Source organism: Colwellia polaris (genome assembly GCF_002104515.1).
Lineage (GTDB): Bacteria > Pseudomonadota > Gammaproteobacteria > Enterobacterales > Alteromonadaceae > Cognaticolwellia > Cognaticolwellia polaris.
This window is the reverse complement of record NZ_NBOE01000002.1, coordinates 138,513-165,268: the sequence shown is the minus strand read 5'-3', so window position 1 is coordinate 165,268 and position 26,756 is coordinate 138,513. Positions and strand designations below refer to the sequence as shown.

Below are 26,756 nucleotides of genomic sequence, written 5' to 3'. Positions count from 1 at the left end.
ATACCTAAAACCCTAACTCATTCCCTTCTCATTCACTCCTCCCTGTAAAAAAATAAAAATATCTCACAGGGAGAAAACAAGGAGGACTACAGGAGGTAAACACTAATAAACATAGAATGTTTGAAATACCTAAAGCCCTACCTCATTAACTTCTCATTCACTCCTCCCTGTAAAAAAATAAAAATATCTCACAGGGAGAAAACAAGGAGGACTACATGAGGTAAACACCAATAAACATAGAAGGTCTAAAATACCTAAAGCTCTAACTCATTAACTTCTTATTCATTCCTCCTTGTAAAAAACAACTTACAGAGAAAACGAATAACAACAAAGACAATTGCACTAGAACTTAAAGCTAGTTATATTTTTATTTTATTAAATCTGTAACGTATGCTCTAAATTCATCAGCCATTTCTGGGTGGCGTAAAGCATATTCTACATTGGCTTTCATGTAGCCTAACTTAGAACCACAGTCATGCGATTTACCTGTCATGTGGAATGCTTCTACCGTTTCTTTTTCCATTAACATCGCAATAGCATCTGTTAATTGAATTTCATCGCCAGCACCAGGAGGAGTTAGCTTCAACAGGTCCCAAATTTTTTCAGACAATACATAACGACCTACTACAGCTAAATTAGACGGCGCATCTTCAACGGCAGGCTTTTCTACAACAGCAGTCATAGGTTGTGACTCACCTGGTGCAAGTTCAACACCGCCACAATCAACCACACCGTAACTACTTACTTGCTCCATAGGAACAGGTTCAACCATAATTTGGCTATAACCACCTACTTCGTTATAACGCGTTAACATTGCTGCTAAATTTTCAGTTCTTAAATCGGCAGTGGCATCATCTAGAATCACATCAGGTAACACTACAACAAACGGTTCGTTACCAATAATAGGACGCGCTTTTAATACCGCATGCCCCAAGCCTTTTGCTTCACCTTGGCGCACATGTAAAATGGTAACGTCTTTCGGACATATTGCTTGAATTTCATCAAGTAACTGGCGCTTAACACGCTTTTCTAACGTAGTTTCAAGCTCAAACGACTTATCAAAATGGTTTTCAATCGCATTTTTAGAAGAGTGTGTAACTAAAACGATTTCTTTAATACCAGCTGAAATACATTCATTCACAATATATTGAATTAATGGCTTATCAACAATCGGCAACATCTCTTTTGGAATAGCTTTTGTCGCTGGTAACATCCGTGTGCCTAAGCCCGCTACAGGTATTACCGCTTTTTTGATTTTACTTGTCATTTTTATCCCTAATTACAGTATTTTCTTTATTGTATTGGTTGTTAAACTTTTTGTCATGACTTTATAGATGAAATGTTTGCGTTTATAGGTTTTTGAGTAATTTATTAATGGAATAAAGTGAGTTCTAACACAAACTTAAAGACATTAAAAAAGGCCGAATATCGACCTTTAAATTACTCATATTAATTAAGAGTACTGCTCAGCTATCCAGTTTTGGTAAGAACCGTCCATCACACTCTTCCACCATTCTTCGTTATTTAAATACCAAGCAACGGTTTTAGCAATGCCGGTTTCAAACGACTCTTTCGGTTGATAATTTAACTCATTATTGGTTTTAGTTGCATCAATAGCATATCTGCGATCATGACCAAGTCGGTCTTTTACATAAGTAATGAGTGACTCTGTGTTTTGTGCCATCGCTGCTTTTGCCGTAGGAAAACGAATGCCTAAGTCTTTATTCTTAACAAACTCTTGCTCAACAAGTTTAGAAATAGTTTTTACTATATCTATATTAGCCCATTCGTTATCACCACCAATATTGTAGTTCTCACCAATTCTACCGTTTTGTAACACTAAGTCGATTCCGTAAGCGTGATCTTCAACGTATAACCAGTCACGAATTTGTTGGCCATCACCGTAAATTGGCAAGGCTTTATCATGCAATATATTGGTGATAACCAAAGGAATAAGCTTTTCAGGAAAATGAAACGGACCATAATTGTTTGAGCAGTTACTCGTAGTAACATTTAAACCGTAAGTATGATGATAAGCGCGCACTAAATGATCGCTTGCCGCTTTACTCGCAGAATAAGGCGAATTAGGCGCGTAAGCTGTATCTTCTGTAAATGCAGGGTCTGTTGGTGAAAGCGTGCCGTACACTTCATCAGTAGACACATGATGAAAACGATGTTCTTCAAGAACTTTACCATCATTAAAAGCCCCATCTAACCATACTTTTTTAGCGGCTTTAAGCAAGCTATAGGTACCCATAATATTAGTTTCAATAAAAGCATCTGGACCAGTAATTGAACGGTCAACATGCGACTCAGCGGCAAAATGTACTAAGGTATCAATACCGTGTTCAACCAATAACTTTTCAATTAAAACTTGGTCACAAATGTTACCATGCACAAAGGTGAAGTTAGCTTCATCTTTTACAGAGTCTAAATTGGCAATATTACCTGCGTAAGTTAATGCATCAAGCACAACCACTTTGTCGGCTGAATATTTGTTCATCCAATAATGAACAAAGTTAGCGCCAATAAAACCAGCACCACCGGTAACTAATAATTTTTTCATCATATATCTCTAAAATTTTTATAATTCTTTATAATTTCGCAGCGATAAAACAGTTACGCTGTAAACAATAAGCTAAGACTGTTCAGCTTTTAAAGCCGTCATCATAGTATGTAGTTGCTCTTGCCAATGGCTAAACTTAAACTCAGGCAAAGCGCTAGCTAAGCTGCTTTTATCTAACACACTATAATGTGGGCGTTTAGCCGGTGTAGGATATTGCGCAGTAGTTATAGGTTTAATCGGTATTTTTTTATCTAATAAGCCAAGTTCCAAACCCATGCGTTGAATAGCAACAGCAAAATCAAACCAACTCGCCACGCCTGTATCAGTGTAATGGTGAATACCATTAATATTGTCAGTTAGGCTTGCTATGCAAACTTTAGCTAAGCCTTTAGCATATGTAGGTGAACCTATTTGGTCACTTATAACGCCAAGTTCTGGTTTAGTATTCATTAAGTTCAACATGGTTTTTACGAAATTATTACCATGTGTTGAATACACCCATGACGTTCGAATAATACAACTTCTTTCTGGATAAACATCAGCAATAAAATGCTCACCTTGTGCTTTACTCGCACCATAAACCCCTAATGGATTTATTTCATCAGTAGGTAAATAAGGCGAGCCTTTATCACCATGAAAAACAAAGTCAGTTGAAATATGAACAAAAGGGATCGTTAAAGCTTTACAAGCTCTTGCTAAGTTGCCTGCCGCTTTCGCATTAAGCATAAAAGCATTATCAACATCACTCTCGGCTTTATCTACGGCAGTATAAGCAGAGGCGTTAATAACACCTGAAGCTTGGTACGCTTGTAAACGTGCAGAAATAATTGATACGTCTTGCAAATCTATATCATTACGCCCTAAACAAACTATTTCATGCTCTTTCGATGAAAGCTGGCTTAGCTCCCAGGCCAATTGCCCCGATTTACCTATAACGATTATTTTCATGGTTTAAGTTAGCTTTATTGTAATTGTACGATTAAATTTTTATTTATCTTGCTTCAACCTAAGCGCTAAAAGCAGGCGCATCATTAAACAACAACCCCACTTCATCTTTAGCAGAAAGCGAAGGAGCATTGCCATTAACCAACGGCCATTGAATATTTAAAGCTGGATCATTCCACAATAACGACACTTCATGTTCTGGCGCGTAATAGTCTGTACACTTATAAACAAACTCTGCCGACTCACTCATCACATAAAAACCGTGAGCAAAACCTTCTGGCACCCAAAGTTGACGCTTATTTTCACCCGAAAGCACTACACCAACATGTTGTCCATAGGTTGGCGACTCTTTCCGCATATCTACAGCAACATCGTAAACTTCACCCGAAGTAACACGTACTAACTTGCCTTGGGTATTTTTTAATTGGTAATGCAAACCGCGCAAAATACCATGGCTAGATTTACTATGATTGTCTTGCACAAAGCTCTTCTGCGCACATTCACGGGTAAACTCATCTACCCGAAAAGTCTCCATAAAAAAACCACGGTCATCACCAAACACATTAGGTTCAATAATTTTTACATCTGGTATATCTGTGTTTATATAATTCACTAAAACTCCATAAAAACCCATAAAAAATAAATAAACTTCATATTTCACAAGGAGGAATGAAGGAGGACTACAGGAGATAAACATAAAGTACTTGAATATGGCTAAAGTAGTTCCTCATTCCCTTTTCATTCATTCCTCCTTGTAAAACTAAACAGCTAACAGCGATAAATGAATAAGAACCGAAAGAGAAGTAATGTTTCAAACATCAAACTCTCTTTCTATTAAAGCAAAGTTCCTCCTATCCTCCACTTGCAAGAATGACCTGTGCCTAAACGTTAAAAAGACAAATTAAATCTTCTCACACCATCCGCTAACTTTTTAACATTGAAATTAATCAGTAAACCTTTATCTATATCAGTTAACTTCATATAAGTTAACAATTGTGCTGAATACACAGGAATAATTTTATCAACTGATTTAAGCTCAATCACTAGCTTGTTTGGTAGCAGTATATCTAGCCGATAACCTGCTTCAATATCTATATTCTTATAACATATAGGCAAAATAACTTGAGATTGTGCTGTTATACCATTCAAATACAGCTCATACATCAAACATTTCTCATAAGTTGACTCTAATAGTCCAGGACCTAATTGCTTATGTACCTCAATAGCGCAACCTATGACTTTACCCGTAAAATCCATTTCCATACACTTAATCCTTTAAGTTATAAATATTAAATAAAAATCATCCCTTTATAAGTCAACTCTTGATTTTCTCATTCTTTTCTCCCTGTAAAAAGAAAAGCCCTTTAAAAAACCCGTTCTTCAATCAACTTAATTAAATACTCACCGTAACCACTTTTAATTAAAGGTTGTGCTATTTCACGCAGCTTCGCTTCACTCAACCAACCATTGCGATAACCAACTTCTTCAGGGCAATTAACTTTTAAACCTTGGCGCTTATCAATAGTGGCAATAAACTGTGCTGCAGCAAGTAAATCATCATGCGTACCCGTATCAAGCCAAGCCGTACCGCGACCCATAATTTCTACTTTTAACTCACCGGCTTTTAAATATTGATCAATAACGTCAGTAATTTCTAACTCTCCTCGTGCTGAAGGTTTAACATTTTTAGCAAAGTCAACAACACGCTCATCAAAGAAATACAAACCAGGTACTGCATAGTTTGACTTAGGTACAACAGGCTTCTCTTCAATAGAAATAGCTGTACCCGAATCATCAAACTCTACAACACCGTATGACTTAGGATTAGACACATGATAGCCAAATACCGTACCACCACTTTGTTGTGCATTTGCCGCTTTAAGTGATTTAACTAAGTCATGACCATAGAACATATTATCACCTAACACTAAAGCAGCAGGAGCACCGTTCAAAAAATCTTCTGCCAAAATAAAGGCTTGAGCTAAACCATCAGGACTAGGTTGCACTTTGTAAGAAATGGAAACACCAAAATTTGCACCATCACCTAAAAGATCTTCAAAACGATCAATTTCTTCGGGTGTTGAAATAATCAAAATTTCTTGAATGCCTGCCTGCATTAACGTTGCAAGCGGATAATAAACCATAGGTTTATCGTAAACAGGCATCAGTTGTTTACTAACAACTTTTGTTAGCGGGTAAAGACGTGTTCCACTTCCGCCGGCTAGTATTATTCCCTTATGCATATACACTATCTAAACCTCTATTTTAATAAATTAGCAAATTGTTTTTTGATAATAAACGAATGTAACGTGCATAAATCGATTATCAAATACCTAAGTGTAAATTATATTGCTAGCTCTGTTAACAAAAGTAAATTAAAAAACAAATAGCAATGGATATATGAAACCTGTTACTAGTTTTTTTTATATTAACGTGCGCTATAAATATTTAATTCGCACTAATTTTATAGGTACTTAGCAATAGTTCACCTTAAAGAGAGCGACTTAAATTAATGAAAGGTTAGTTCTTTTAAACAAAAAAATGATACTTAATAGTATCATTTTTTATTTGCTTTACATTTCAACAGCTATTAACTATTTTCTATAAAATGCTTTATACCATTTCACAAATTCAGCTACGCCATTTTCAACACTAACTTTTGACTTGTAATCAATAGCCTCAAATAAGTCATTCACTTCTGCATAGGTTTGGTAAACATCGCCTGGCTGCATTTCGCGAAAGTTTTTCTTAGCTTCAATACCTAGCTCATCTTCTATGGCCTTTACAAACCCCATCAGGTTAATTGGCGAACCGTGGCCAATATTATAAATAGAGTATGGTGCTGAACTTGAGGCTGGCGAGCCGCTTTCAACTTTCCATGCTGAATCTCTTTCAGGTACAACATCAGCAATACGAACAACACCTTCAACAATGTCATCTACATGAGTAAAATCACGCCACATATCACCATTATTGTTAATATCGATTGTTTCACCATCTAAAATCTTTTTAGTAAAGATATAAGGCGCCATATCAGGTCGTCCCCATGAACCATACACAGTAAAAAATCGTAAGCCTGTGGTTGGCATATCGTAAAGATGAGAATAACTATGCGCCATCAACTCGTTAGATTTTTTGGTTGCTGCGTATAACGAAACAGGATGATCAACCGAGTCACTAGTCGAAAAAGGTGTTTTATTATTTAAGCCATAAACCGAGCTAGAAGAAGCATAAATTAAATGCTTAACGTTATTATTACGACAACCTTCAAGAATAGTTAAATGCCCAATTAAATTAGAGTCAGCATAAGCCATCGGATTTTCAATTGAATACCTAACACCCGCTTGAGCTGCTAAATGAATTACGCGATCAAACTTCTCTTCGGCAAATAATTGCGCCATGTTTTCGCGATCGGTAAGGTCTAGCTTTATAAAGCGAAATAATTCTGCATTTTCCGAAGTATTATTTAATGTAAACTTATCTAACTCAGCTAAGCGCGCTAGCTTAAGGTTAACATCGTAATAGTCGTTAAGGTTATCTATGCCAACAACCTCATGACCTTGCTCACATAGTTTTTTTGACACATGAAAACCAATAAAACCTGCCGCACCAGTCACTAAATATTTCATTTAAAATCCATATAATTATTAAATCTACTTTCTACCAAATATGATAACGAAGTTCTATCACATAACAAACCATAAACTTTTCAAGGTTAGTCGCTGCCAAATAAATCTCGAGTGTAAACTTTATCTTTTACGTCAGCTAATTCAATATCCATACGATTTGACACAATAACATCAGATATTTTCTTAAAAGCTTCTAGATCGTTATATACCGTAGAGTTAAAAAACTCTTTCTCTTCAAGCACCGGCTCATAAATTACCACTTCAATACCTTTAGCTTTAATTCGCTTCATAATACCTTGAATAGAAGAGGCTCTGAAATTATCGGAGCCAGTTTTCATGATCAAGCGATACACCCCAACGACTTTAGGCTTTTTACTAATAATAGAATCGGCGATAAAGTCTTTACGCGTAGTGTTAGCATCAACAATTGCACGAATAATATTGTTAGGCACGTTATTGTAGTTGGCTAATAACTGCTTAGTATCTTTAGGTAAACAGTAACCACCATAACCAAAAGAAGGGTTATTGTAATGATTACCAATTCGCGGGTCTAAACCAACACCTTCAATAATATGCTTAGCATCTAAACCATGGGCTTCAGCATAACTGTCTAACTCGTTAAAGTAAGCTACACGCATAGCCAAATAAGTATTTGAAAACAGCTTAACGGCTTCAGCTTCCGTAGAGTCAGTAAATAAAACGTCAATATTTTCTTTTACTGCACCTTGTACCAATAAGTTAGCAAATACCTTTGCACGTTCACTTTGTTCACCAACAATTATGCGAGAAGGATAAAGGTTATCATGTAAGGCTTTACCTTCACGCAAGAATTCGGGTGAAAACATGATATTTGCGCAGTTAAGCTCTTGCTTAATATTTTCAGTGTAACCTACTGGTACAGTTGATTTAATAATCATAACTGCATCAGGGTTAACGGCTAAAACATCTTTTATAACCGCTTCAACAGACGATGTATTAAAGTAGTTAGTTGCTACGTCATAATCAGTTGGCGTGGCAATAATCACAAAGTCAGCATCACGATAGGCTAACTTTTTATCAAGCGTCGCTTTAAAGTTGATAGTTTTATTGGCTAAGAAATCTTCAATTTCAACATCTACAATTGGTGATTTTTTTTGATTTAATAAATCGACTTTTTCCTTAACTATATCAACGGCAATCACTTCATTGTGCTGCGCTAACAACATTGCGTTTGATAAGCCTACGTAGCCAGTACCGGCTATTGCTATTTTCATTTTATTCCTTTATTTTTGTACTTTGTAAAGTCCAGTAATAGATATACAATGAACAATGGATAACTAATTAAAACTCTCTTAATCGTCCTTGGTTCAACAACAAATCTATAAGCCCAGCGTAAATTAAACTTATTTATATACTTAGGATAGAAATCTATTTTTTTGGTCGTTTGTGAAATAAAAGCACCACATGTGAAAATATATCCATCAACATATGGAGTTAACTTTGATGCTATTACTTCTTGTTTCTGCCCGCCAAGCCCTAAAATTACGACATCTGGTCTATTTAATGTAATTTCATCTTTGACACTTTCAAATTCAGCATCAGAAAAGTAACCATTTCTTTGACCGATAATTTGTAAATGCGGATATCTATTTTTTATAATTTTACAAAATTTATCGACATCATCATCTGTCCCACCACAAATGAAAACCTTTAGCCCTTCTTCTTCGGCTTTGTCGAAGACCTTTGGAGCTAAAGACGTCATATCAAAACTTTGACGTTTGGGAACTTTAATTCCAAAAAGCTTAAGGAATGATGACATAAATAAACCATCAAACCTTACTCCATCTACATTTTTAATCAATTCCATATTTTTTCGAAAATAATTATAAGTAGATGGATTTAAGTAAATAACACTAGCCTTCTTGTTATCCATAAGCAGCTGCTCTACATCAACAATTTTCTCTTTTATAAAAGTAAACATTATCTAATATCTCTATCTATTTTATTTCGCATATTAATATAAAAAATATACTACCATCATTTTTTAATGATCGAATCTATCAACATTTGACCTTCTGTACTTCCCATAAACGCATTAGTTAGCATTTCTGAACCTTGCATATTCAAATGGTTATCGTCAAAGTAATAAGGTATATTTTCTAAATTAAATAAAGGGAGTAACTCTTCTTTTTCAGTAAAGCTTTTGATATCGACAAAAGTTACATTTTCATATTTATCGGCAAGAATTTTAACTTTCTTATTTGCAGATGCATAAGTATTATCGATTTTATTAATATAATTACGATTAAAAATGGGTAATGCCATTGCTCTAAGATATTCTTGCGAAACATTATTTTTATAATTCGGAACCTGTGGAAAAATAATTATTTTTTTAGCTCGGTTAGTTAATGTATCTAATGCTTCTTTAGTTTCAAATAGCCATTCCGAATTGGCATCCCACCTAGCAGCAAAAAAAACAATACTTAAATCTTCATTTGCAGAGTACTCACTTAATTCCGACCGAAAAGCCATACACAATTTAGGGTTACCGCCTAAATTTGAACTATCCTTAGTATACAGACTTGGAAAACAATTAGATGTAATCATAGTTTTGATTTTAAGATCAGTTTTTTGACCAATTGAGTTTACTAAGTATTGGTAATGCCCTGCATGTGAATCACCAACAAAAATAGCATTAGATTTCCCCTCTTTAACACCAAGAGTACAATTGAGGGCTTTATCAATATTTTTTGGAAGTTCGGCTTGATAACACCACCCTTCTGATACTGTTGGCATAACCAACGCACTTTTAATATCTAAATATTTATTATTACTTGAAAATCGATTTTCGTAACCATCGTTATTAACAATCATATATGCAATACATATTACAATTAGTGTAGGAATTGCAAACATATTTATAAAAACAGTACTATTTTTCAATTTTATTTTTTTTAATGTACCTTCAATAAAATGCCATGTGAATATAGCTAGAATAATTGTAATCAAGATAACTGAAGACCCAACAATATAATCAAGTTCATAGTTCAAATAGTTCAAATAAGCTATTATTGGCCAATGCCACAGATACATTGGATATGAAATTAGGCCTATAAAAACCAATAACTTAGTAGACAACATACGGCCCACAAATGTACTATTTTCAGTGCCAGATAAAATAATTAGCACAGCGCCTAAGCATGGTAATAAAGAATTTATCCCTGGAAAAACGGACGATTTAGATAAAATAAAAGCTGAGTAAACAAGTAAAACAACTCCAAAAATAGAACACAATTGTGCTACAAACTGTTTTAATTTAACTCCTGAAGACACCAATATTGCAAGCAATCCACCAATTAAGAGCTCGCCGGCTCTTGTTGGAAGAAAGTAATATGCTGCATTTGGCTTAGTTATAGCGGCCCACTCAGAAAAGGCAAACAAAAGAATAACCACAACGCTAAGAAGAGGAATGATAATTTTTTTAAACTTCGCTCCTAGAACTAAAATAAGGAAAAATGGCCAAATAAAATAAAATTGTTCTTCTAATGATAAAGACCAAATATGTAACAATGGCAATTCATCAGTATTGGAGTTGAAATACCCCCCTGTTGCTTTCCAAAAATACATATTAGCGATAAAAATACTCGACGCTAAGAAACTTTTAGCTAGAAGAGTAAAGTCCGACGGTAAAAGAATAAAAAAACCACAAAAAATTGTTGTAAAAATAACAACATAAAACGCAGGTAGAATGCGCCTTATTCTTTTTATATAAAAATTAAAGAGTTTAAACTCTTTATTCAATATTTCCTTTTGTATAATTGAAGTAATTAAAAAACCAGATATAACAAAAAAAACATCAACACCAATAAAGCCGCCGCTTATAACCTTAAAGCCTGCATGGTAAAAAATAACAAGTAAAACAGCTATTGCTCTCAAACCATCAATATCTGATCTATATTTAAAACTCATCAACCCCACCTCCTATTCATTTTTTTTATTGGAGAAAAGCCAATAAACATAATCATACTAAGAGCAAAAAACACGCTATTAAAAGCGGATACTGATAACGAGTTCAAAAACATAACCCCTAAAAAGGTATAAGCAACACGTTTTGAGTACCCAGCTCTCATTAGAAGAAAGTAGCAACAATAAAATATTAATATTGTACCAATTACGCCATGATCAAAAATAGATCGCAAAATAAATGAATGCAGTATTAAAGAGTAACAACTGCCATCATCTTTAAAACTAAAAAGGCCAGGATAAAAATATAATGAATTACATGATGACTCTGACAGTGCGGTTAGTCTCATATGACCAAATAAAATCTCAAGAGTTGAACTATTGAACATTTCAACAAGAAATACTCTTAGAAAAGCTATCCGATCTATTTTACCTAAGCCAGACAGACCATACTTTGATAATATTAAGAAAGATAAAAAGCTGAGCAGAACTAGACCTAACACAGAAAAAGTAATAGTTTTCTTCCATGTCAACTCCTTCAAGTAGAAACTACCTAAAATCAAAAGTAATATTGGAATAGCAGACTTTGAGCCTGATATTAAAAAAATCACAACAATAATAAGTATTTCAAAACCTTTAATTTTTTCGAATAAAATACATCTTAAATAAAATAGCAAGGCTAAAAACATTAGTTCAAAATTATTTTCTCTAAAAAGTAAAGGTCGATCATTTAAGCTAAATAATATTGATATTGAATATTTTATAAAGAAAAATATAACCAACCATTTATAAAGCTGATAAAACCTTCGTTTACCTCCTATTTTTTTATTTTCAAAATAAAATAATAATGCAAAGTAAAAAATTGCTTTATAAGCTAATAAAAAATCTAATAAGTGGCTTCCCTTTAGGCTTATTGCAATAATTAGTGATATTATAAAATAAGAAAAAAAACTAATAAAACCAAATAAAGCTTTTTTATCTGCAAATTTAGGCTTGTAAACTAATATAGATATAACTAATAGCAAATCAAATGCTGTAGATACATTAATAATATGTGCTCTACCAAAGTTGGAAAAACCGAGAATGCCTAAAATAAAAAAGCAAAAAAAACAAATTTTGAAATACACTTAAACACTCTGCATTCTATTGACTTACAATACTGGCTGCTTGAACGTGTCACGCTCAAAATCTAAAAACTTACCAAAAAACTTTTGACCATTGCCTCTATAAGTGCCGGCCATGGGCCAAAATGTCATTTCACCGACATAAATATTATCTTGACTTGAAAAAAGATCAACTCTTACACATTTGAACTCAGCGGATAGTTTTTTAGCTACTTCTAGCATCTCAGCCCAATTAGATGGCTTTATAAAGCCAGTTCCTAATTCAAATTTCCCATGTAATGGTGTTTTTAAGTCTATACCATCTGACGACAGTAATTGTTCTTTAGAGTTATTACCTCGATCATATATATAATGGCAAAACTTAACTTCCCCATTAACACAATAGAACTTGTAATCGGCAGGTGGTGTATCACTTTCAGGTTCAATATAGTGTTCAATAATGATTCTAGCTGGAACAAAGCTGTAAGCCCACTCTCCAACACTCCAGCCATATTTTCTTTTTAGAGATGCTTCGAGCCCTCTTTTTGATTTCAATTTATCGAATTTATTTTTATCTTTTACTAGGACAACAGTTCCTGAGTCATGGTTAGTTTTCATTACAAATGAGCCAGGCAATTTTTCAAAATCAATTTGTTTAAACGACTCAACTGATTGATACATAGGGACTAAATACTTTACACCAACTTTTTGCTCAATATAATCACGCACTTTTAACTTATCTGAACATTGAATTTGTATTTCGTCTTGATCAAATAGTTTTAACCATTGAATTTTATCATTAAAATCATTGCAATTGACAAGGTCAGGAAATTTAAAAAGCTTCCTCGCTGTATGCTGATGAATGATAATGTATAATTCTTTATGTTTTTGCGTTAAAGGAAGGCTTTTGCAATCCTTTGTCCATTTTTTTTCAATAAATGGGGAAGCAATCACATTTATTATTGGCGCTGCTATATTATTTAAAATATACCTTAAAGTATTTTCTACCACTGTTACTATTCCCTATTAAGTTATCTTGTCACTTGTATGTGATAATAAACCATCTGTTAAATTCTGAACTGACTCGTCCATACTAACATCACCTTTACCTATAAATGATTTATAGTGGGTTGCCTTGATAAAACTATCTTCAAGTAACTTATGAAAATGTAAAATTTCACCGTGCAGGTTTTGATTTTTCAATAAACATAATTTAGGGAAAACAGTCTCTAAATCGAGTTTGCTTTTTATTCTAAAGACTCTGGGCATACCTTCGTACCAGGCTCTCCCAAAATTTAGTGTTGGGGTGCCTCGAATAGCACTTTCCCAACCAATAGTGCCACTAACTGTTACAGTAGCTAATGCATCATCAATTAAAGCAAAAGGATCACTATCCACACTGTCGAAGTAAATACGTTGAGCTATAGATGAAATTCTATTGTAATAGAGTTGACTTCTTCCGGCAGAGCCTTCTTGGTCTCTGTAAAATTGTGATTTGTGCTCCTTGACAATAATATTCACATTCGAGGGTAAAACCTCATTAAGTAATTGTATCATCAAGATTTGATCTGCATACGAGCCACCAGTTGGGCACGTAGTTTCTTCTGGTTGATAATGCAATGCCACAAATACATAAGGCGTAGATTTATCAAGCGTTTTAGTAACAATTTTACTATAAGACTTTTCTAATTGCTTTACCTTAAAAGCATGTTTGAACTTTACAGAAATGTATTCCAACCAACCCATCTGCTTTTCATATGGCAAATATCCATCTGTTAGCCAATATGTATTTGGTTGCTTAATCTTATAAAAGTTACGCTCTTTAATATTCCTATATAAGGAGCTATAAGTTTTTTTGATAGGTTTCAGAATAGACTTATTATTCTTGGCATGAGCCTTCATATAATCAGGAATAGCTACTTGATAATCCTCTAATATTTTATTAACCCGGCTTAGTACTGGGGCACTAGGAACTAACAAGCCGCTTCCATAGTCTGCATTAATTTTAGGCATGCCCTCAATATCGGATATCATTACACTATTTGAACCAAATGGCGTTAATTGAAATGATAAATAGTCTAGTGATTCAATTTTACAAGCTACATATAAGGCATAATCAAAAACTCGATGAGGTATAGATGGAGAAACCACAAGTTCAATATTTTTTTCTTTTATAATGCTAAGCCAATAACCAACAAGATCTCTAAAATAATACTGTCTAGAAGCTGTATTCATTTTGACTTCTGTTGGGTCTAATCTATTCATCATTATTAAAGCTTGCGATTCATACCAGGCTATCGACTTTAATTGTTCTTCATCTAATGCTGTTGGGCGAGTATCCGCTGGAAACCCTTTACCAGCCCAAGCATCTTCGACCGTTTGGAAAAAACAGTCTGTGAAATTTGAATTCTGATATAACTCGCTCTCATCACGCCAATGAACAATATAGCTAGGCGTTAGACCGTTTAGAGTCAATTTATCCATAACCTTAATCCAAGGTTTAGCTATACAACAAATAAATATGATGTTTTTTTCAGTCATAGATTTTTCTTCAAACATAGTAGTTTTAATTTTCAAGTTTGTTACTAAAAGCAAACCAAGCCTTAGTAGCACAAAGACAGACCATTGAGCCAATTAATGAATACAACACGATGTTTACATTTGTGGATTTCATCGCCACTAAGCAACCAACCGTAAAGAATAATAAGCTAAAAAAATGGCTATATAATATTTTCTTATCAAGGCCTTTTGCGTATAACACATAATGTGGGACCATACTTACTGAGTATAAAAATGACATTAGCAACAAAAGCCAAAGTAAATGAATATTTTCCAATAAAATGACCTTATCAGTCCATTCAAATACAAATGGAGCGAATACACCTATTAATACAGCAACTCCGCCTCCAATAATTACAACAGACTTAATTAATTCTTTAAGATTACCTCGGTATTCAGAAAATTTACCTTGTTTATAGTTTGCAACCAGTTTGGGATAAACAAAGGAAAAAACAGTAGGCACAAGAACACTATTTATAGCCATTGCAATACTTACATATACAACATAAACAGCGAGCATATCTTTACCTCCAACATATTCAATAATATATCGGTCAGATGTCATTATCGCTCTGTAGCATAATGTTGCGCAAAAAAACTTAAAGGCAACTGAATAGCCTTTTTTGATCCAAGTTTTGTCTACTTTATTAAAAGATAAACTCGGTAGCTCATTTACCACAAAAGTTACGCCAATAAAAATTGACATAACACTACCTGTTAGCCATAACCATAATACAGTATCGATTTGTCGGTATGATTCGTTATACAAAAAAAGAATAATAACTACCCAGCACCAAGCACCAAGCCTAAAAAAAAGAATAATACTGGCTATAAGCTGCTTTTGCATGGTGATTAAAATACGGTTAATTTCTTGAGCTATATGCTCACTTATCAGTAATAAAACGTATATTGGCAACAAAGACTTAGGCAGCCAGTTGTTATAAAAAATAACAAGCTGAAGCGGTAAAACAATAAAATATAGCATTAATGTTGCTATACTTTGTTGTTGAATTACCCAAAACCACTGCGACTTGTCTACGCTCAACATTTCTCGTTGGCTGTAGGTATAAATCTCACCTCCAAGAAGAACAACTGAAAAGCTTACCGTCGCAATGATTAAACCATATAGTCCAATATCTTCTACTGAAAGATATTTGGCTAGGAATATAACGAGTACAAACTTACTACCCATACTCAGTCCGCGAAGGCCTAAGTTGATAAGCCTTTTTATAATTTCCGAATTCATTTAAATTTAAACATTAAGCTATATGATCATTACTTAAAGGCGTGCCCATTTTTATTGTTTTTTCTGCTTTTTTACCAAGAAAGCGTTCAATATTCTTAGGTGGGACACCATAACCAGGCCTTATACTTCTGATATTTTCATGTGTAAATATTTCCCCTGCTTTAACATCTTTAACAACATACAAAGAACGACGGAAAACTAAGTTACCTTTTTCACTTTCTTTACGCTCATAATTAACTTTACCAAGCGCTTCCCAAGCAATTTTAGCATCTCGGCATAGTTGAAATAACTCAGGCTCTTCTAGTGAGAAGCTATCATCAGGGCCGCCACCATTTCTATCTAAAGTTACATGTTTTTCAATTAAACAAGCACCAAGAACTACCGATGCTATTGCTGTAGTATTATCAATAGTATGATCTGATAAGCCAGTAAGCACATCAAAACGTTGGGCCATATCAGGTATTGTCGCTAGGTTATAATCCCCTGATGGCGCTGGATAGCCACTTACACAATGTAATACAACTAACTCGTTACAACCCGCATTTTTTGCAGTTTCAACAGCTTCTTGTATTTCTTCTTTGTTCGCCATACCAGTAGATATAATTAAAGGTTTACCTGTTTTTGCAACGTATTCGATCAGTGGCAAGTCTATCGCCTCAAATGACGCTATTTTATATGCTGGGGCACCTAGCTCTTCAAGAAGGTCAACTGCAGTCGTATCAAAAGGTGAACTAAATATTGTTATGCCTAATTCTTTTGCTTTCGCAAAAAGTGGCTTATGCCAATCCCAAGGCATGTGCGCTTCAGTGTAAAGGTCGTACAATGTTCTTCCATCCCAAAGGCCACCTTCAATTCTGAAATCTGGTTTGTCACAATCAATTGTTAACGTATCTTGGGTATAGGTTTGTAGCTTAATTGCATCCGCACCACAGCGTTTAGCCATTTCTAAAATTTGAAAGGCTCTATTTATATCACCGTTATGATTAGCTGATAATTCAGCAATAATATAAGGAGGAAAATCAGGGCCTATTTTTCTATTATCTATTTCAACAAATTTAGTTTTCATCTTTTTCAACTCTCACATTATATCTTTGGCCATTTTTATAAAAAAATGCAGGGAATCTATTTGGATCACATACTCTCAAAAGATTAAATTGACTATCTAATGTTTTATCTAGATCTAACTCACTATCTTGCGGAACTCTTTTTCTATAGTAAGTCGACTTTAGGCCGCTTTGAGGCATAGGCTGGCAATTATTATGATTTTCACAAGCCCATTCAATTAAATTTAGTTCTGCATCGAACAGTAAAGTGTTTATTTCATCAAAAAGTTCTGTGCCATCTAAGTTTATTTTTACTTTTTTCCAGATATCTCCAGTATCAACAGGCTCTTTTGCTTCCAATAATGAAAGCGTAATGTCATCTTTACCAGATATAACATCCCAAACATGAGGGCTCCAACCTCTACCAACAGGTAAGTCGCTCGCATGTAATACTAAGGTATTTTGGAATAACAATTTAGTTTTATCTGTAATAATTTGGCTGCAAGAAATTAAGAAAAGTATTTCTCCGCCTTGTACAATATCTTCAACTTTATTTAAAAGATTGATTTGATATTTATCTTTATTATTTTCTTTCCATACTTTTAAAAGTGGGAAAATAGGATGGTTTATATCACTACAGAGTAAAGTTATTGAAGTCATCAGTGCTCTAAATTCTCTATTTGTTCTACTACGCGAAATGCGCCTAAACCGTCAGTAATCTTAAAATTGTTGAGCCTGAACTCTAACCAATTAGAGGTAAGTAATTTAAAAGCTGCTTTAAAACCAGGCTCTATATCTTCAATGGCTAGCTTTATAGCAGCGCCCGCATTAGCAATATTTTCTGCGATGACTGCTTGATTGTCTGCTATCGGTATAATGATACTTGGTAAACCTAAACAGGCTCGCTCCCATGAGGTACTACCTGGTGCTCCAATAGCAACATCGTGTTCAAGCATTAAAGTCGCTACGTCTTCTGAGAAATCTATATGTGTTATTGAAGGCATATTTGTGCAAAACAATGACACACTCTCATAATGTGGAGCTCTAGGGCTCAATAACACAGTAACGTTTATATTCTCTATTTTTGATAATGCCTGAAGTACCTTTAAAGTTACGTTAGGAGTATCTATAGCGCCCATAGTTACTAATACTTTACAATCAGATGATATACTTCTCTTTTGCTCTGCTTGTATTCGTAACTCGCTATACTGCGATGCCAATAATGAATACTGACTACCTGTAAGTATTATAGTTTCTTTGTTAGCAGTAATATATTCATGTTCTTGTCTGCCAAAAGTTTGATCAAGAATTAAGCTAGCGCAATGCTCTCTTACTAAGTCATCGATTACAAAAATCTTACAACTTAAAGATTGGGAAACATATGTTTCCCATTCTTTATTTATTCCGTAGTGATCAACAATCACTAAATCTACTTCGCCCGTCTTTTGAATAAAGTCATTTGCATCTTCAAGCCAAGGTAATTGAAGCCATGCATTGTAATCATTTTCATTTTGAGGGCTAGTACTTTCGCTAGTTCTTTGGAGTTCGATTATTTGGATGTTTTGTTGTTGAATATAATCAACAAAATCACCTTTTTGTGGTCGCGTAGCAAAAGTAACCTTATGTCCTTTATTACTAAGTATTTTCGCTAATACCAAGCAACGCATAACATGCCCGCTACCAATATGAATAGATGCATCAGCCCTAAAAAGAATGTTCATTTTATTTGTTAATTACAGAGTACAATTTTTCAGCAAAGTCCCAATCTTCAGGGGTATCTATATCTTGTACTCTATCTCTTGGGAGTTTAACAATGACTGATTTTTCATCAAAAAAAGGTTTAGCTTCCAAGAATGCATCCTTTTTACCCCAATAAAACTGCCCTGCATCGTGATAAGCTTCTTCTAAATCTTGAGAACGCGTATTTAGGTGTTCAGGTTGAAACATTTCTACTTTATTATCAGTTAACTTAATTGCTCGTTGGATAGGAAAAGAGAAATTAGTTGCACTAAATGCGTAATTAAGAGATTGGTCATTTTTTAGGTATGTTAAGCCTTTAATTAAATCTTCAGGCAAAAGAAAAGGGGCTGTAGCATATATACAACATACATAATTTACGTCCATTTCGCTTTCTATACAAAACTTTACAGCATGATTAATTACATCAAGGGTAGTAGCGAAATCATCAGATATGTTATTAGGTCTTATGAAAGGTACTTCAGCACCATATTCGAGTGCCGTTGTTGCAATTTCACTATCGTCTGTTGAAACAATGATGCGATCAAAGCAACCTGATTTTTTTGCAGCTTCAATGGAGTATGCAATTAAAGGTTTACCATAAAAGTTTTTTATATTTTTTCGAGGAATTCTTTTACTGCCTCCTCGAGCAGGAATGATAGCGATATTCATTAGATTTAAACCAATACTTCTTTAATTACTTTTATAACTTCATCTTGCTGCGCTTCAGTCATCGCATGAAATAAAGGTATGCTAATAGCATCTTTATAGTAACTTTCAGCTTCATCAAGCTGACTAAATACTAATCCCAACCCTTTATAATACGGCTGAGTATGAACAGGTATATAATGAAGGTTAACTCCGATACCTTTTTCACGAAGTTGCTCAAAACACTCTTTGTGCGTTATTGTAATTTCGTTTATCTTTAGACGAATAACGTATAAGTGTCGACCAGAGTAAGAGTCTTCAATTTGATATGGTGTAATTAAAGGTAAACCTTTTAATAGTTCATCATAACGAGCAGCTAAAGCGTTACGTTTCGCAACAAAATCATGTAATCGTGACATTTGGCTCACACCTAAAGCTGCTTGCATCTCTGTCATACGATAATTAAAACCTAGATCAACCTGCTCGTAATACCAACCACCATGGCTATCATTTACCATTAACGAGCTGTCTCGAGTAATACCATGACTGCGAAGTAAGTCCAATTTAGCAGCTAATTCCTTACTATTAGTTGTTGCTACACCACCTTCTGCTGTAGTGACTATTTTCACTGGGTGAAAACTAAAAACAGTAATATCACTATATTCACAGTTCCCTATAGGATTGCCTTTATATTTGCCGCCAATGGCATGTGAAGCATCTTCAATAATAGCAAAGCCATACTCTTGCCCTAATGCATGGATTTTGTCCATTTCACAGGGTTGTCCACATAAATGAACAGGTATAACTACTTTAGGCAATGATAAGTTATTTTCTTTTGCATGCTGTAATTTTTTCTTTAAATTTTCTGCACTGAGGTTATAAGTTGAAGGGTCAATATCAACAAAGTCTATATCAGCTTCACAATATAAAGCACAATTTGCAGAAGCAACAAATGTTATAGGGGTTGTCCAAACAACATCCCCTTTACCAACACCTAATGCTAAACAAGCTATATGCAATGCTGATGTTGCTGAATTCACAGCAAGTGCATGTTCAGCATCTACGGCAAACTTTATAGATTGTTCAAATAAAGGCACCTGTGGCCCTTGTGTTAAAAAATCTGATTTTAATACATCAACAACTGCATCAATGTCTTGTTGAGTTATTTCTTGCTTACCGTATGGGATCATAAAATTATTCTTACCGAAAATTAAACTGAAAAACTTGCGTCAACATGCTCAACAATCAAGTCTCTTAATGACTCAACTGTTTCCCATTCTGTATTGGTACCCGAGTTATATTTAAAGCCAAAAGGTACTTTTACAGCTTTATGGTGTTTCATATATTCTTCTTCTGTATAAGTAAATGAAACAGAAGGTAATATAGCGTAGTACTTACCTAAATCTATAGTATTCAAAGAATCAGTATCTGTTATCATTTCTTCATGAAGCTTTTCACCAGGACGAATACCTACAACTCGTGTGTCACATTCTGGTGCTATAGCTGTAGCTATATCGGTAATTTTATAAGATGGGATTTTAGGTACAAATATTTCACCACCAATATGGTGACCAATAGCATACATCACCATATTTACACCGTCTTGAAGTGAAATGTTAAAGCGGGTCATTTCTTCATGCGTAATTGGTAACATTCCTTCTTTCTTTTTATCAATAAAGAATGGAATAACCGAGCCACGTGAGCCCATTACATTTCCGTAACGAACGACACTAAATTTAATGTCTTTAGAACCACGAATATTATTTGCCGCTGCGAATAACTTATCTGAAGCTAGTTTAGTTGCTCCATATAAGTTAATAGGCGCACAAGCTTTATCGGTAGATAATGCAACAACATCTTTAACACCACAAGCAAGCGCAGCGTGGATTACATTTTCTGCACCATCGATATTTGTTCGTATACATTCTGTAGGGTTGTATTCAGCTGTATCGACTTGTTTAATTGCTGCTGCATGTATTATTACGTCAACACCTTCACAAGCTTGTGTCATTCTATCTTTATCGCGAACATCACCAATAAAAAAACGAAGCTGAGGAAAGTCAAAAGACGGATACTTTTGTTTGATTACAGATTGTTTCAATTCATCACGCGAGTAAATTATGATCTTTTTTACTTCTGGATATCTATCTAAAATAGTTTCAATAAACTTTTTACCAAAAGAGCCTGTTCCGCCTGTGATCAAAACAACTTTGTTATTTAACATTTTTATTACCTAAAATTTATTTACTTTAAAACCTAAAACATGAATAGCTAAAGATTTAATGTGTACATATATAGCAATGCTATACAATATTGAGTTTTTTAATTCGAATTATATTAGATAAGTAATGTTGCTACTCATTATACTTCCAACTAAAATGCCGAGCATATTTATTATAAAGAATAAATATCACCACAAATAGCACTAGCTCGACACTCTCAGGCACCTGAAAATACTCCCCTAAAACACCTAATGATGACATAAATACTGAAAATATTGTAATCGCGATTAATGTTTGACGTGAAGATAAACCTGCACGCTGCAATATGTGATGCAAATGATCACGATCTGGTTTGAAAGGAGATTTGCCTTTACGGTAACGGCGCATAACAATCGCTAACATATCCATTAAAGGTACGGCACAAATCCACAATGCAGTAACAGGCCTAAAAGAAGCGTTTTCACCTTGAGTACCCATTGATAGTAACCAAATAACACTTAAACCAATAAACATACTACCGGCATCACCCATAAATATTTTTTTAGTTTGTTTTTGTAAAAAGCCTAAGTTAAACATTAAATAAGGCAAGGTAGCTGTGGCTAATATTAAAGGGTAACTTAAATAATTAGTATTCCCACTCATTAAAAACAATAGCGCAATGGCGGTAAAAGTGTTTAAACTTAAACTGCCTACTAAACCATCAATACCATCAACCATGTTATAGGCGTTTATAACTACAATAATGGCAAAATAAGTAAAAACAATACCTATAGGGCCAAGCTCAATATCACCGAAAGCGAATAAATCACCTAAGTTCGATATATACCCACCGACGCCGTAGATCATCAAACTGGCAATGATAATTTGTCCAACTATACGAATGCGCACTTTAAGGTCGTATTTATCATCCAATGCTCCAATAAACACCATCATAGCTGAAGCTATTAAGTACATGCGAAGTTCTAACGTATCAGGCAACCAAAGTAAGCTTGCCGCTAATACGGCAGCAAATATAGAAATACCACCGATTAAGGGAATTTGACCTTCATGATGTTTTCTTGCATTGGGTTTATCTACTAAGCCAACATCAACTGCGATAGGTTTAAATAATTTAATCGCTAAAAATGCAAAACAAAAAGCAGTTAAGGCTGTTAAGGCAATAACTATCATTTAAGTATACTCCTGTTTACCTAGCATTTGATTTTTTTGGTTTTGTTGATTTAAATGTTCTGTATGCAAAGAATCGTTACTTAGTTTAGTTGGCGTTTGTTTTTTAGTAAAATAGCGTATTAATACTATCAACACCGATAAAATACCACCAAGCATAGTACCTAGCATAACAATTAAGCCGCGTTTAGGCTTGGCTTTTTCTTCGGGTGCATTGGCAGGATCAATAGTTTTTAGAACATATTCTTTTGATACTTCAGCCAACATTATGGTTTTAGTTTGTTCTTCAATTAACTGATAAAATACAGTTTGCATGTCAGCTAATTGTGTTTCTTGTAATTTTTTTGTTAAGTAGTCGATACTGTTTTGTGCTTCAATTTTATCTTGTTCTCTCATGGTCGAGTTTATATCTGTAACCAATAACTTTAGCCACTGAGTCGCAACTTCTGGCGAATAATGTTCTATTGAAATTGTGACCATGCCCGTTTCTTTATCGGTAGTTATTGATAAGATTTTTTTAAATTCTTGAAATGCTTCCCATGAAGAAGGTTGAGGTTTTTTAGGTGCTTTAACTTCTCTAATCCATGCTTTGTTGTCTGGATTATAAATTTCTTCATCATAGATTAAGGTGTTAGTAGCTATATCCCAATTATTTACAGCCATCAAAGGCACAAGTAAATTGTGTTTTTCAATGAAATTCTCTAGAAAAAAACGTGACTTTAACACTTCAAGCGCAAGGCCAGTTTTGTCAGTTCCGCCACCGCCAAGGTTAATCCCTGCTAAACTAGCTAAGCCGCCAAACTGCCCAGCCATTTTAGCCAAGCCACCGGCTCCGCTTTGTTCTCCTGCTGGGGATAACAAAGTCGTTGCTTTATAGATATTGGGTTGATTTATCGCATATAACACCGATGAGATAGCAAACAATGCACTAATGATGATGATAATTAGTTTACCCGACCATATAGCATGCCAAAGCTCTGCCAGATCTATTTCGTCGTCTTCGGGAAGGTTAGTCTGATGATGATATTCGTTTGAATTCATTGCCTTGACTTCGTTTGAAGTACTTCCTTGCAATTTATGACTTTTCACAATAACTCGCATTTAAGTTCATTTTAATAACTATTCCTAGTGGCATTTAAATTAACATAGAGTGTTAACAGCCCAACTGATTAATCATTATAACAATGTCTTCGTACTTGTTAATAGGAGTTTATTACTTTTTTATTACCAATTTCTATTTGGTATTTATCAGTGAGTATAAATTAATCGGGTTTATGCTTGTATTTATCGTTAAATATACGCGTTATTTTTGATGATATGTATTTAATATTAAATTCGTTATTACGCTATTAATATAAATAATAAGTTTTGGGGATACGTTAAACATATATCCCCAATATACTTTCAAAATGATAGGTACTTGCGCTTACAAATTTACCCTCGGAGTTTAATTTGATTATTAGGTATTGGATATTAGGTTTTTTGCTTGTTTATAAAGTCTATATACCAAGGCATTGCTTTATTAATGCCTTGCTGAATTCTAAATTCTGGCTGGTAGCCTATTAAGTTTTTAGCTTTAGAGATGTCGGCCTGTGAATGACGAACGTCCCCTGCCCTGAACTCTTGGTAAATGGCTTGTTTGGCGTAATTAACTTCATTGCTTTTTAAAGCAGAAACTAAACTTGAAAATAGTTCGTTTAATGTTGTTCTGTCACCCAGTGCTACATTATAAACTTGGTTTTTACCTTCTTCATTAGCTGTCGCTGCTAATATGTTAGCTTGCACGGCATTTTCAACAAAACAGAAATCGCGGCTGGTTTCACCGTCACCGTTAATAAATAGATCTTGGTTTTCTATCATTGCTGCGGTCCATTTAGGAATAACAGCAGCGTATGCGCCATCGGGATCTTGACGCTTTCCAAAAACATTAAAATAACGTAAGCCTGTGGTATTTAAACCGTAAGTTTTGTTAAATACATCGGCATAGAGCTCGTTAACATATTTAGTTACAGCATAAGGAGATAAAGGTTTGCCAATGTTCTCTTCAACTTTAGGTAATGCAGGATGATCGCCATAGGTCGAGCTTGAAGCAGCGTACACAAAAGTTGAGACTTTAGCGTTTTTTGCTGCTGTTAGCATATTTACAAAACCAGTGATGTTAGCCGAGTTGGTTAATATTGGATCTGCAATTGAACGAGGAACAGAGCCTAAAGCGGCTTGGTGTAAAATGTAATCTACAGTTAGGTTTTCAGTTGATAGTGCTTTTTCACAGTCTTCGAAGTTTCTGATGTCGCCTTTGATGAAGGTAAAGTTATCCCACTGCTGTAGAGATACTGCTGTTTTAACTTCGTCTAGATTATGTTGATGGCCGGTAGCAAAGTTGTCTAAACCAATAACCTTTTGGTTTAACAAGAGTAAAGTTTCTAGTAAGTTTGAACCGATGAACCCCGCAACACCTGTTACGAGCCAAGTTTTTGGTGTTTGAATAAGTTGCTTTTTTACTTCATCGTATTTTGACATTATTACTTCCACTGTTTGTTGTATTTAAGGCTTATTAATTTGTTTTTCTGGTGGTATTACAAACGCATATCAACCGACTCTTTTGGTAAAATGTATTTTAAATCGTAAAGTACATGTTGTGACTTACCTAACTTGCGAATTTCTTCAACGCCCATTACCTTAAACTCATTATGAGCTACGGCGAGAATAATAGCGTCGTACTTACCAGCCTCAGGTTTATCTGTTAACGTTAAGTTATATTCATGTTCGGCTTGTTCGCTAGAACACCAAGGGTCGGTAATATCTACATTAATGTTGTATTCTTTAAGTTCACTAACAATATCAACAATTTTAGTGTTACGTAAATCAGGGCAATTTTCTTTAAAAGTAAGTCCCATAATTAATACGTTGGCACCTTCAACCTGAATGCGTTTATGGAGCATATTTTTAACTAATTGCGATACTACATAAGCTCCCATACCGTCATTTAAACGTCGTCCAGCGAGTATCATTTCAGGGTGATAACCGACTAATTGCGCTTTATGAGTTAAATAGTAAGGATCTACACCAATACAATGACCACCAACTAAGCCGGGGCGAAACGGTAAGAAATTCCATTTAGTACCTGCGGCTTCTAAAACTTCCAAGGTATCAATGCCTAATTTGTTGAAAATAATTGAAAGTTCATTAATTAACGCAATATTTACGTCGCGCTGTGTGTTTTCAATTACCTTGGCAGCCTCAGCAACTTTAATTGAACTGGCTTTGTGTGTTCCTGCGGTAATAATTGAATGATATAAATCATCAACAATAGTGGCTATTTCAGGTGTAGAGCCAGAAGTAACCTTTAAAATATTAGTAACTCTGTGCTCTTTATCGCCCGGATTAATACGCTCAGGTGAATAGCCAGCGTAAAAATCTTTATTGAATACTAAGCCTGACACTTTTTCTACAACGGGGATACATGCTTCTTCTGTGGCCCCTGGGTAAACAGTTGACTCATAAATAATAATATCGTCTTTGCTGACGATTTTACCTAACATTTCACTCGCTTTAATTAACGGTGTTAAATCCGGCTGTTTATGCTGATCAATAGGTGTTGGAACAGTAACGATATAAACATTAGCACTTCTTAAGTCTTCAGGCTGGCAAGAATAGCTTAAATTAGTTGTTGCAGCGAGTTCTTCGTCGCTAACTTCCAAGGTACTGTCGTTTCCATTATTTAATTCATTGATACGTGCTTGATTAATATCAAAGCCTAACGTTTGATATTTTTTACCAAACTCTACGGCTAACGGCAAACCAACATAACCTAAGCCGATAATAGCTATTTTTACATCTTTTAAATCACGTATCATTTTGTCAACCCTTTACCCTTATTAATCAGTTTTAACTTTAGTGTATGTTTAGCACACTTTAATTTAATGTTAGGCTGAGTATTACCCCCACC

24 protein-coding genes are annotated in these 26,756 nt (G+C 34.6%); all 24 read right to left on the bottom strand.

Annotated elements, in window-relative coordinates:
- Positions 1-367: 367 nt before the first annotated feature.
- On the bottom strand, positions 368-1,267 hold the full coding sequence (gene galU / locus B6A32_RS05215) for a UTP--glucose-1-phosphate uridylyltransferase GalU (RefSeq protein ID WP_085301691.1): 900 nt from the start codon (positions 1,265-1,267) through the stop codon (positions 368-370).
- Positions 1,268-1,453: 186 nt separating this feature from the next.
- Positions 1,454-2,566 (bottom strand): dTDP-glucose 4,6-dehydratase, encoded by a 1,113-nt coding sequence (gene rfbB, locus B6A32_RS05210; protein WP_085301690.1) that lies wholly within the window; start codon positions 2,564-2,566, stop codon positions 1,454-1,456.
- Positions 2,567-2,638: 72 nt separating this feature from the next.
- Positions 2,639-3,514 (bottom strand): dTDP-4-dehydrorhamnose reductase, encoded by an 876-nt coding sequence (gene rfbD / locus B6A32_RS05205; RefSeq protein ID WP_085301689.1) that lies wholly within the window; start codon positions 3,512-3,514, stop codon positions 2,639-2,641.
- 58 nt (positions 3,515-3,572) lie between these two features.
- Entirely contained in the window at positions 3,573-4,124 is a 552-nt protein-coding gene (rfbC, locus tag B6A32_RS05200) for a dTDP-4-dehydrorhamnose 3,5-epimerase (RefSeq protein ID WP_085302353.1), read from the bottom strand.
- 275 nt (positions 4,125-4,399) lie between these two features.
- The gene (locus B6A32_RS05195; protein ID WP_085301688.1) at positions 4,400-4,774 is read right to left on the bottom strand and encodes a GxxExxY protein; all 375 of its coding nucleotides are present in this window, start codon (positions 4,772-4,774) and stop codon (positions 4,400-4,402) included.
- Between the two features lie 101 nt (positions 4,775-4,875).
- Entirely contained in the window at positions 4,876-5,754 is an 879-nt protein-coding gene (rfbA, locus tag B6A32_RS05190) for a glucose-1-phosphate thymidylyltransferase RfbA (protein ID WP_085301687.1), read from the bottom strand.
- A 351-nt stretch (positions 5,755-6,105) separates the two neighbouring features.
- On the bottom strand, positions 6,106-7,140 hold the full coding sequence (locus B6A32_RS05185) for an NAD-dependent epimerase (RefSeq protein WP_085301686.1): 1,035 nt from the start codon (positions 7,138-7,140) through the stop codon (positions 6,106-6,108).
- Between the two features lie 86 nt (positions 7,141-7,226).
- Positions 7,227-8,393 (bottom strand): nucleotide sugar dehydrogenase, encoded by a 1,167-nt coding sequence (locus tag B6A32_RS05180; RefSeq protein ID WP_085301685.1) that lies wholly within the window; start codon positions 8,391-8,393, stop codon positions 7,227-7,229.
- Positions 8,390-9,100, bottom strand: a complete 711-nt coding sequence (locus tag B6A32_RS05175; protein ID WP_085301684.1) for a WecB/TagA/CpsF family glycosyltransferase — start codon at positions 9,098-9,100, stop codon at positions 8,390-8,392. Before B6A32_RS05175 ends, B6A32_RS05180 begins: the two co-directional genes overlap by 4 nt.
- A gap of 56 nt (positions 9,101-9,156) precedes the next feature.
- Positions 9,157-11,088: an acyltransferase family protein gene (locus tag B6A32_RS05170; protein WP_085301683.1), complete on the bottom strand. Its 1,932-nt coding sequence runs from the start codon at positions 11,086-11,088 to the stop codon at positions 9,157-9,159.
- A complete protein-coding gene (locus B6A32_RS05165) occupies positions 11,088-12,209 on the bottom strand; it encodes a hypothetical protein (RefSeq protein WP_085301682.1) in 1,122 nt (373 codons plus the stop codon). The genes B6A32_RS05170 and B6A32_RS05165 overlap by 1 nt, the downstream gene beginning before the upstream one ends.
- A gap of 24 nt (positions 12,210-12,233) precedes the next feature.
- A complete protein-coding gene (locus tag B6A32_RS05160; RefSeq protein ID WP_158088451.1) occupies positions 12,234-13,196 on the bottom strand; it encodes an ATP-grasp fold amidoligase family protein in 963 nt (320 codons plus the stop codon).
- Positions 13,197-13,211: 15 nt separating this feature from the next.
- Positions 13,212-14,762: a hypothetical protein gene (locus B6A32_RS05155; RefSeq protein ID WP_143327868.1), complete on the bottom strand. Its 1,551-nt coding sequence runs from the start codon at positions 14,760-14,762 to the stop codon at positions 13,212-13,214.
- Positions 14,752-15,990: a lipopolysaccharide biosynthesis protein gene (locus B6A32_RS05150; RefSeq protein WP_085301679.1), complete on the bottom strand. Its 1,239-nt coding sequence runs from the start codon at positions 15,988-15,990 to the stop codon at positions 14,752-14,754. Before B6A32_RS05150 ends, B6A32_RS05155 begins: the two co-directional genes overlap by 11 nt.
- Positions 15,991-16,003: 13 nt before the next feature.
- On the bottom strand, positions 16,004-17,056 hold the full coding sequence (pseI, locus tag B6A32_RS05145) for a pseudaminic acid synthase (RefSeq protein ID WP_085301678.1): 1,053 nt from the start codon (positions 17,054-17,056) through the stop codon (positions 16,004-16,006).
- Positions 17,046-17,693, bottom strand: a complete 648-nt coding sequence (locus B6A32_RS05140; protein ID WP_085301677.1) for a UDP-glucuronic acid dehydrogenase — start codon at positions 17,691-17,693, stop codon at positions 17,046-17,048. Before B6A32_RS05140 ends, pseI begins: the two co-directional genes overlap by 11 nt.
- On the bottom strand, positions 17,693-18,754 hold the full coding sequence (gene pseG, locus B6A32_RS05135) for a UDP-2,4-diacetamido-2,4,6-trideoxy-beta-L-altropyranose hydrolase (RefSeq protein ID WP_085301676.1): 1,062 nt from the start codon (positions 18,752-18,754) through the stop codon (positions 17,693-17,695). Before pseG ends, B6A32_RS05140 begins: the two co-directional genes overlap by 1 nt.
- Before the next feature lies 1 nt (position 18,755).
- Entirely contained in the window at positions 18,756-19,442 is a 687-nt protein-coding gene (gene pseF, locus B6A32_RS05130; protein WP_085301675.1) for a pseudaminic acid cytidylyltransferase, read from the bottom strand.
- 5 nt (positions 19,443-19,447) lie between these two features.
- A complete protein-coding gene (pseC, locus tag B6A32_RS05125; RefSeq protein ID WP_085301674.1) occupies positions 19,448-20,608 on the bottom strand; it encodes a UDP-4-amino-4,6-dideoxy-N-acetyl-beta-L-altrosamine transaminase in 1,161 nt (386 codons plus the stop codon).
- Positions 20,609-20,628: 20 nt separating this feature from the next.
- On the bottom strand, positions 20,629-21,642 hold the full coding sequence (gene pseB, locus B6A32_RS05120) for a UDP-N-acetylglucosamine 4,6-dehydratase (inverting) (RefSeq protein WP_085301673.1): 1,014 nt from the start codon (positions 21,640-21,642) through the stop codon (positions 20,629-20,631).
- A 130-nt stretch (positions 21,643-21,772) separates the two neighbouring features.
- A complete protein-coding gene (gene wecA, locus B6A32_RS05115) occupies positions 21,773-22,810 on the bottom strand; it encodes a UDP-N-acetylglucosamine--undecaprenyl-phosphate N-acetylglucosaminephosphotransferase (RefSeq protein ID WP_085301672.1) in 1,038 nt (345 codons plus the stop codon).
- Positions 22,811-23,848, bottom strand: coding sequence for a Wzz/FepE/Etk N-terminal domain-containing protein (locus B6A32_RS05110; RefSeq protein ID WP_085302351.1), 1,038 nt, complete (start codon positions 23,846-23,848; stop codon positions 22,811-22,813).
- 432 nt (positions 23,849-24,280) lie between these two features.
- On the bottom strand, positions 24,281-25,327 hold the full coding sequence (locus tag B6A32_RS05105; protein ID WP_085301671.1) for an NAD-dependent epimerase/dehydratase family protein: 1,047 nt from the start codon (positions 25,325-25,327) through the stop codon (positions 24,281-24,283).
- A gap of 56 nt (positions 25,328-25,383) precedes the next feature.
- Positions 25,384-26,664 carry a Vi polysaccharide biosynthesis UDP-N-acetylglucosamine C-6 dehydrogenase TviB gene (gene tviB, locus B6A32_RS05100; protein WP_085301670.1) on the bottom strand — a complete coding sequence of 427 codons (1,281 nt, stop codon included), beginning with the start codon at positions 26,662-26,664 and terminating at the stop codon, positions 25,384-25,386.
- Positions 26,665-26,756 lie beyond the last annotated feature (92 nt).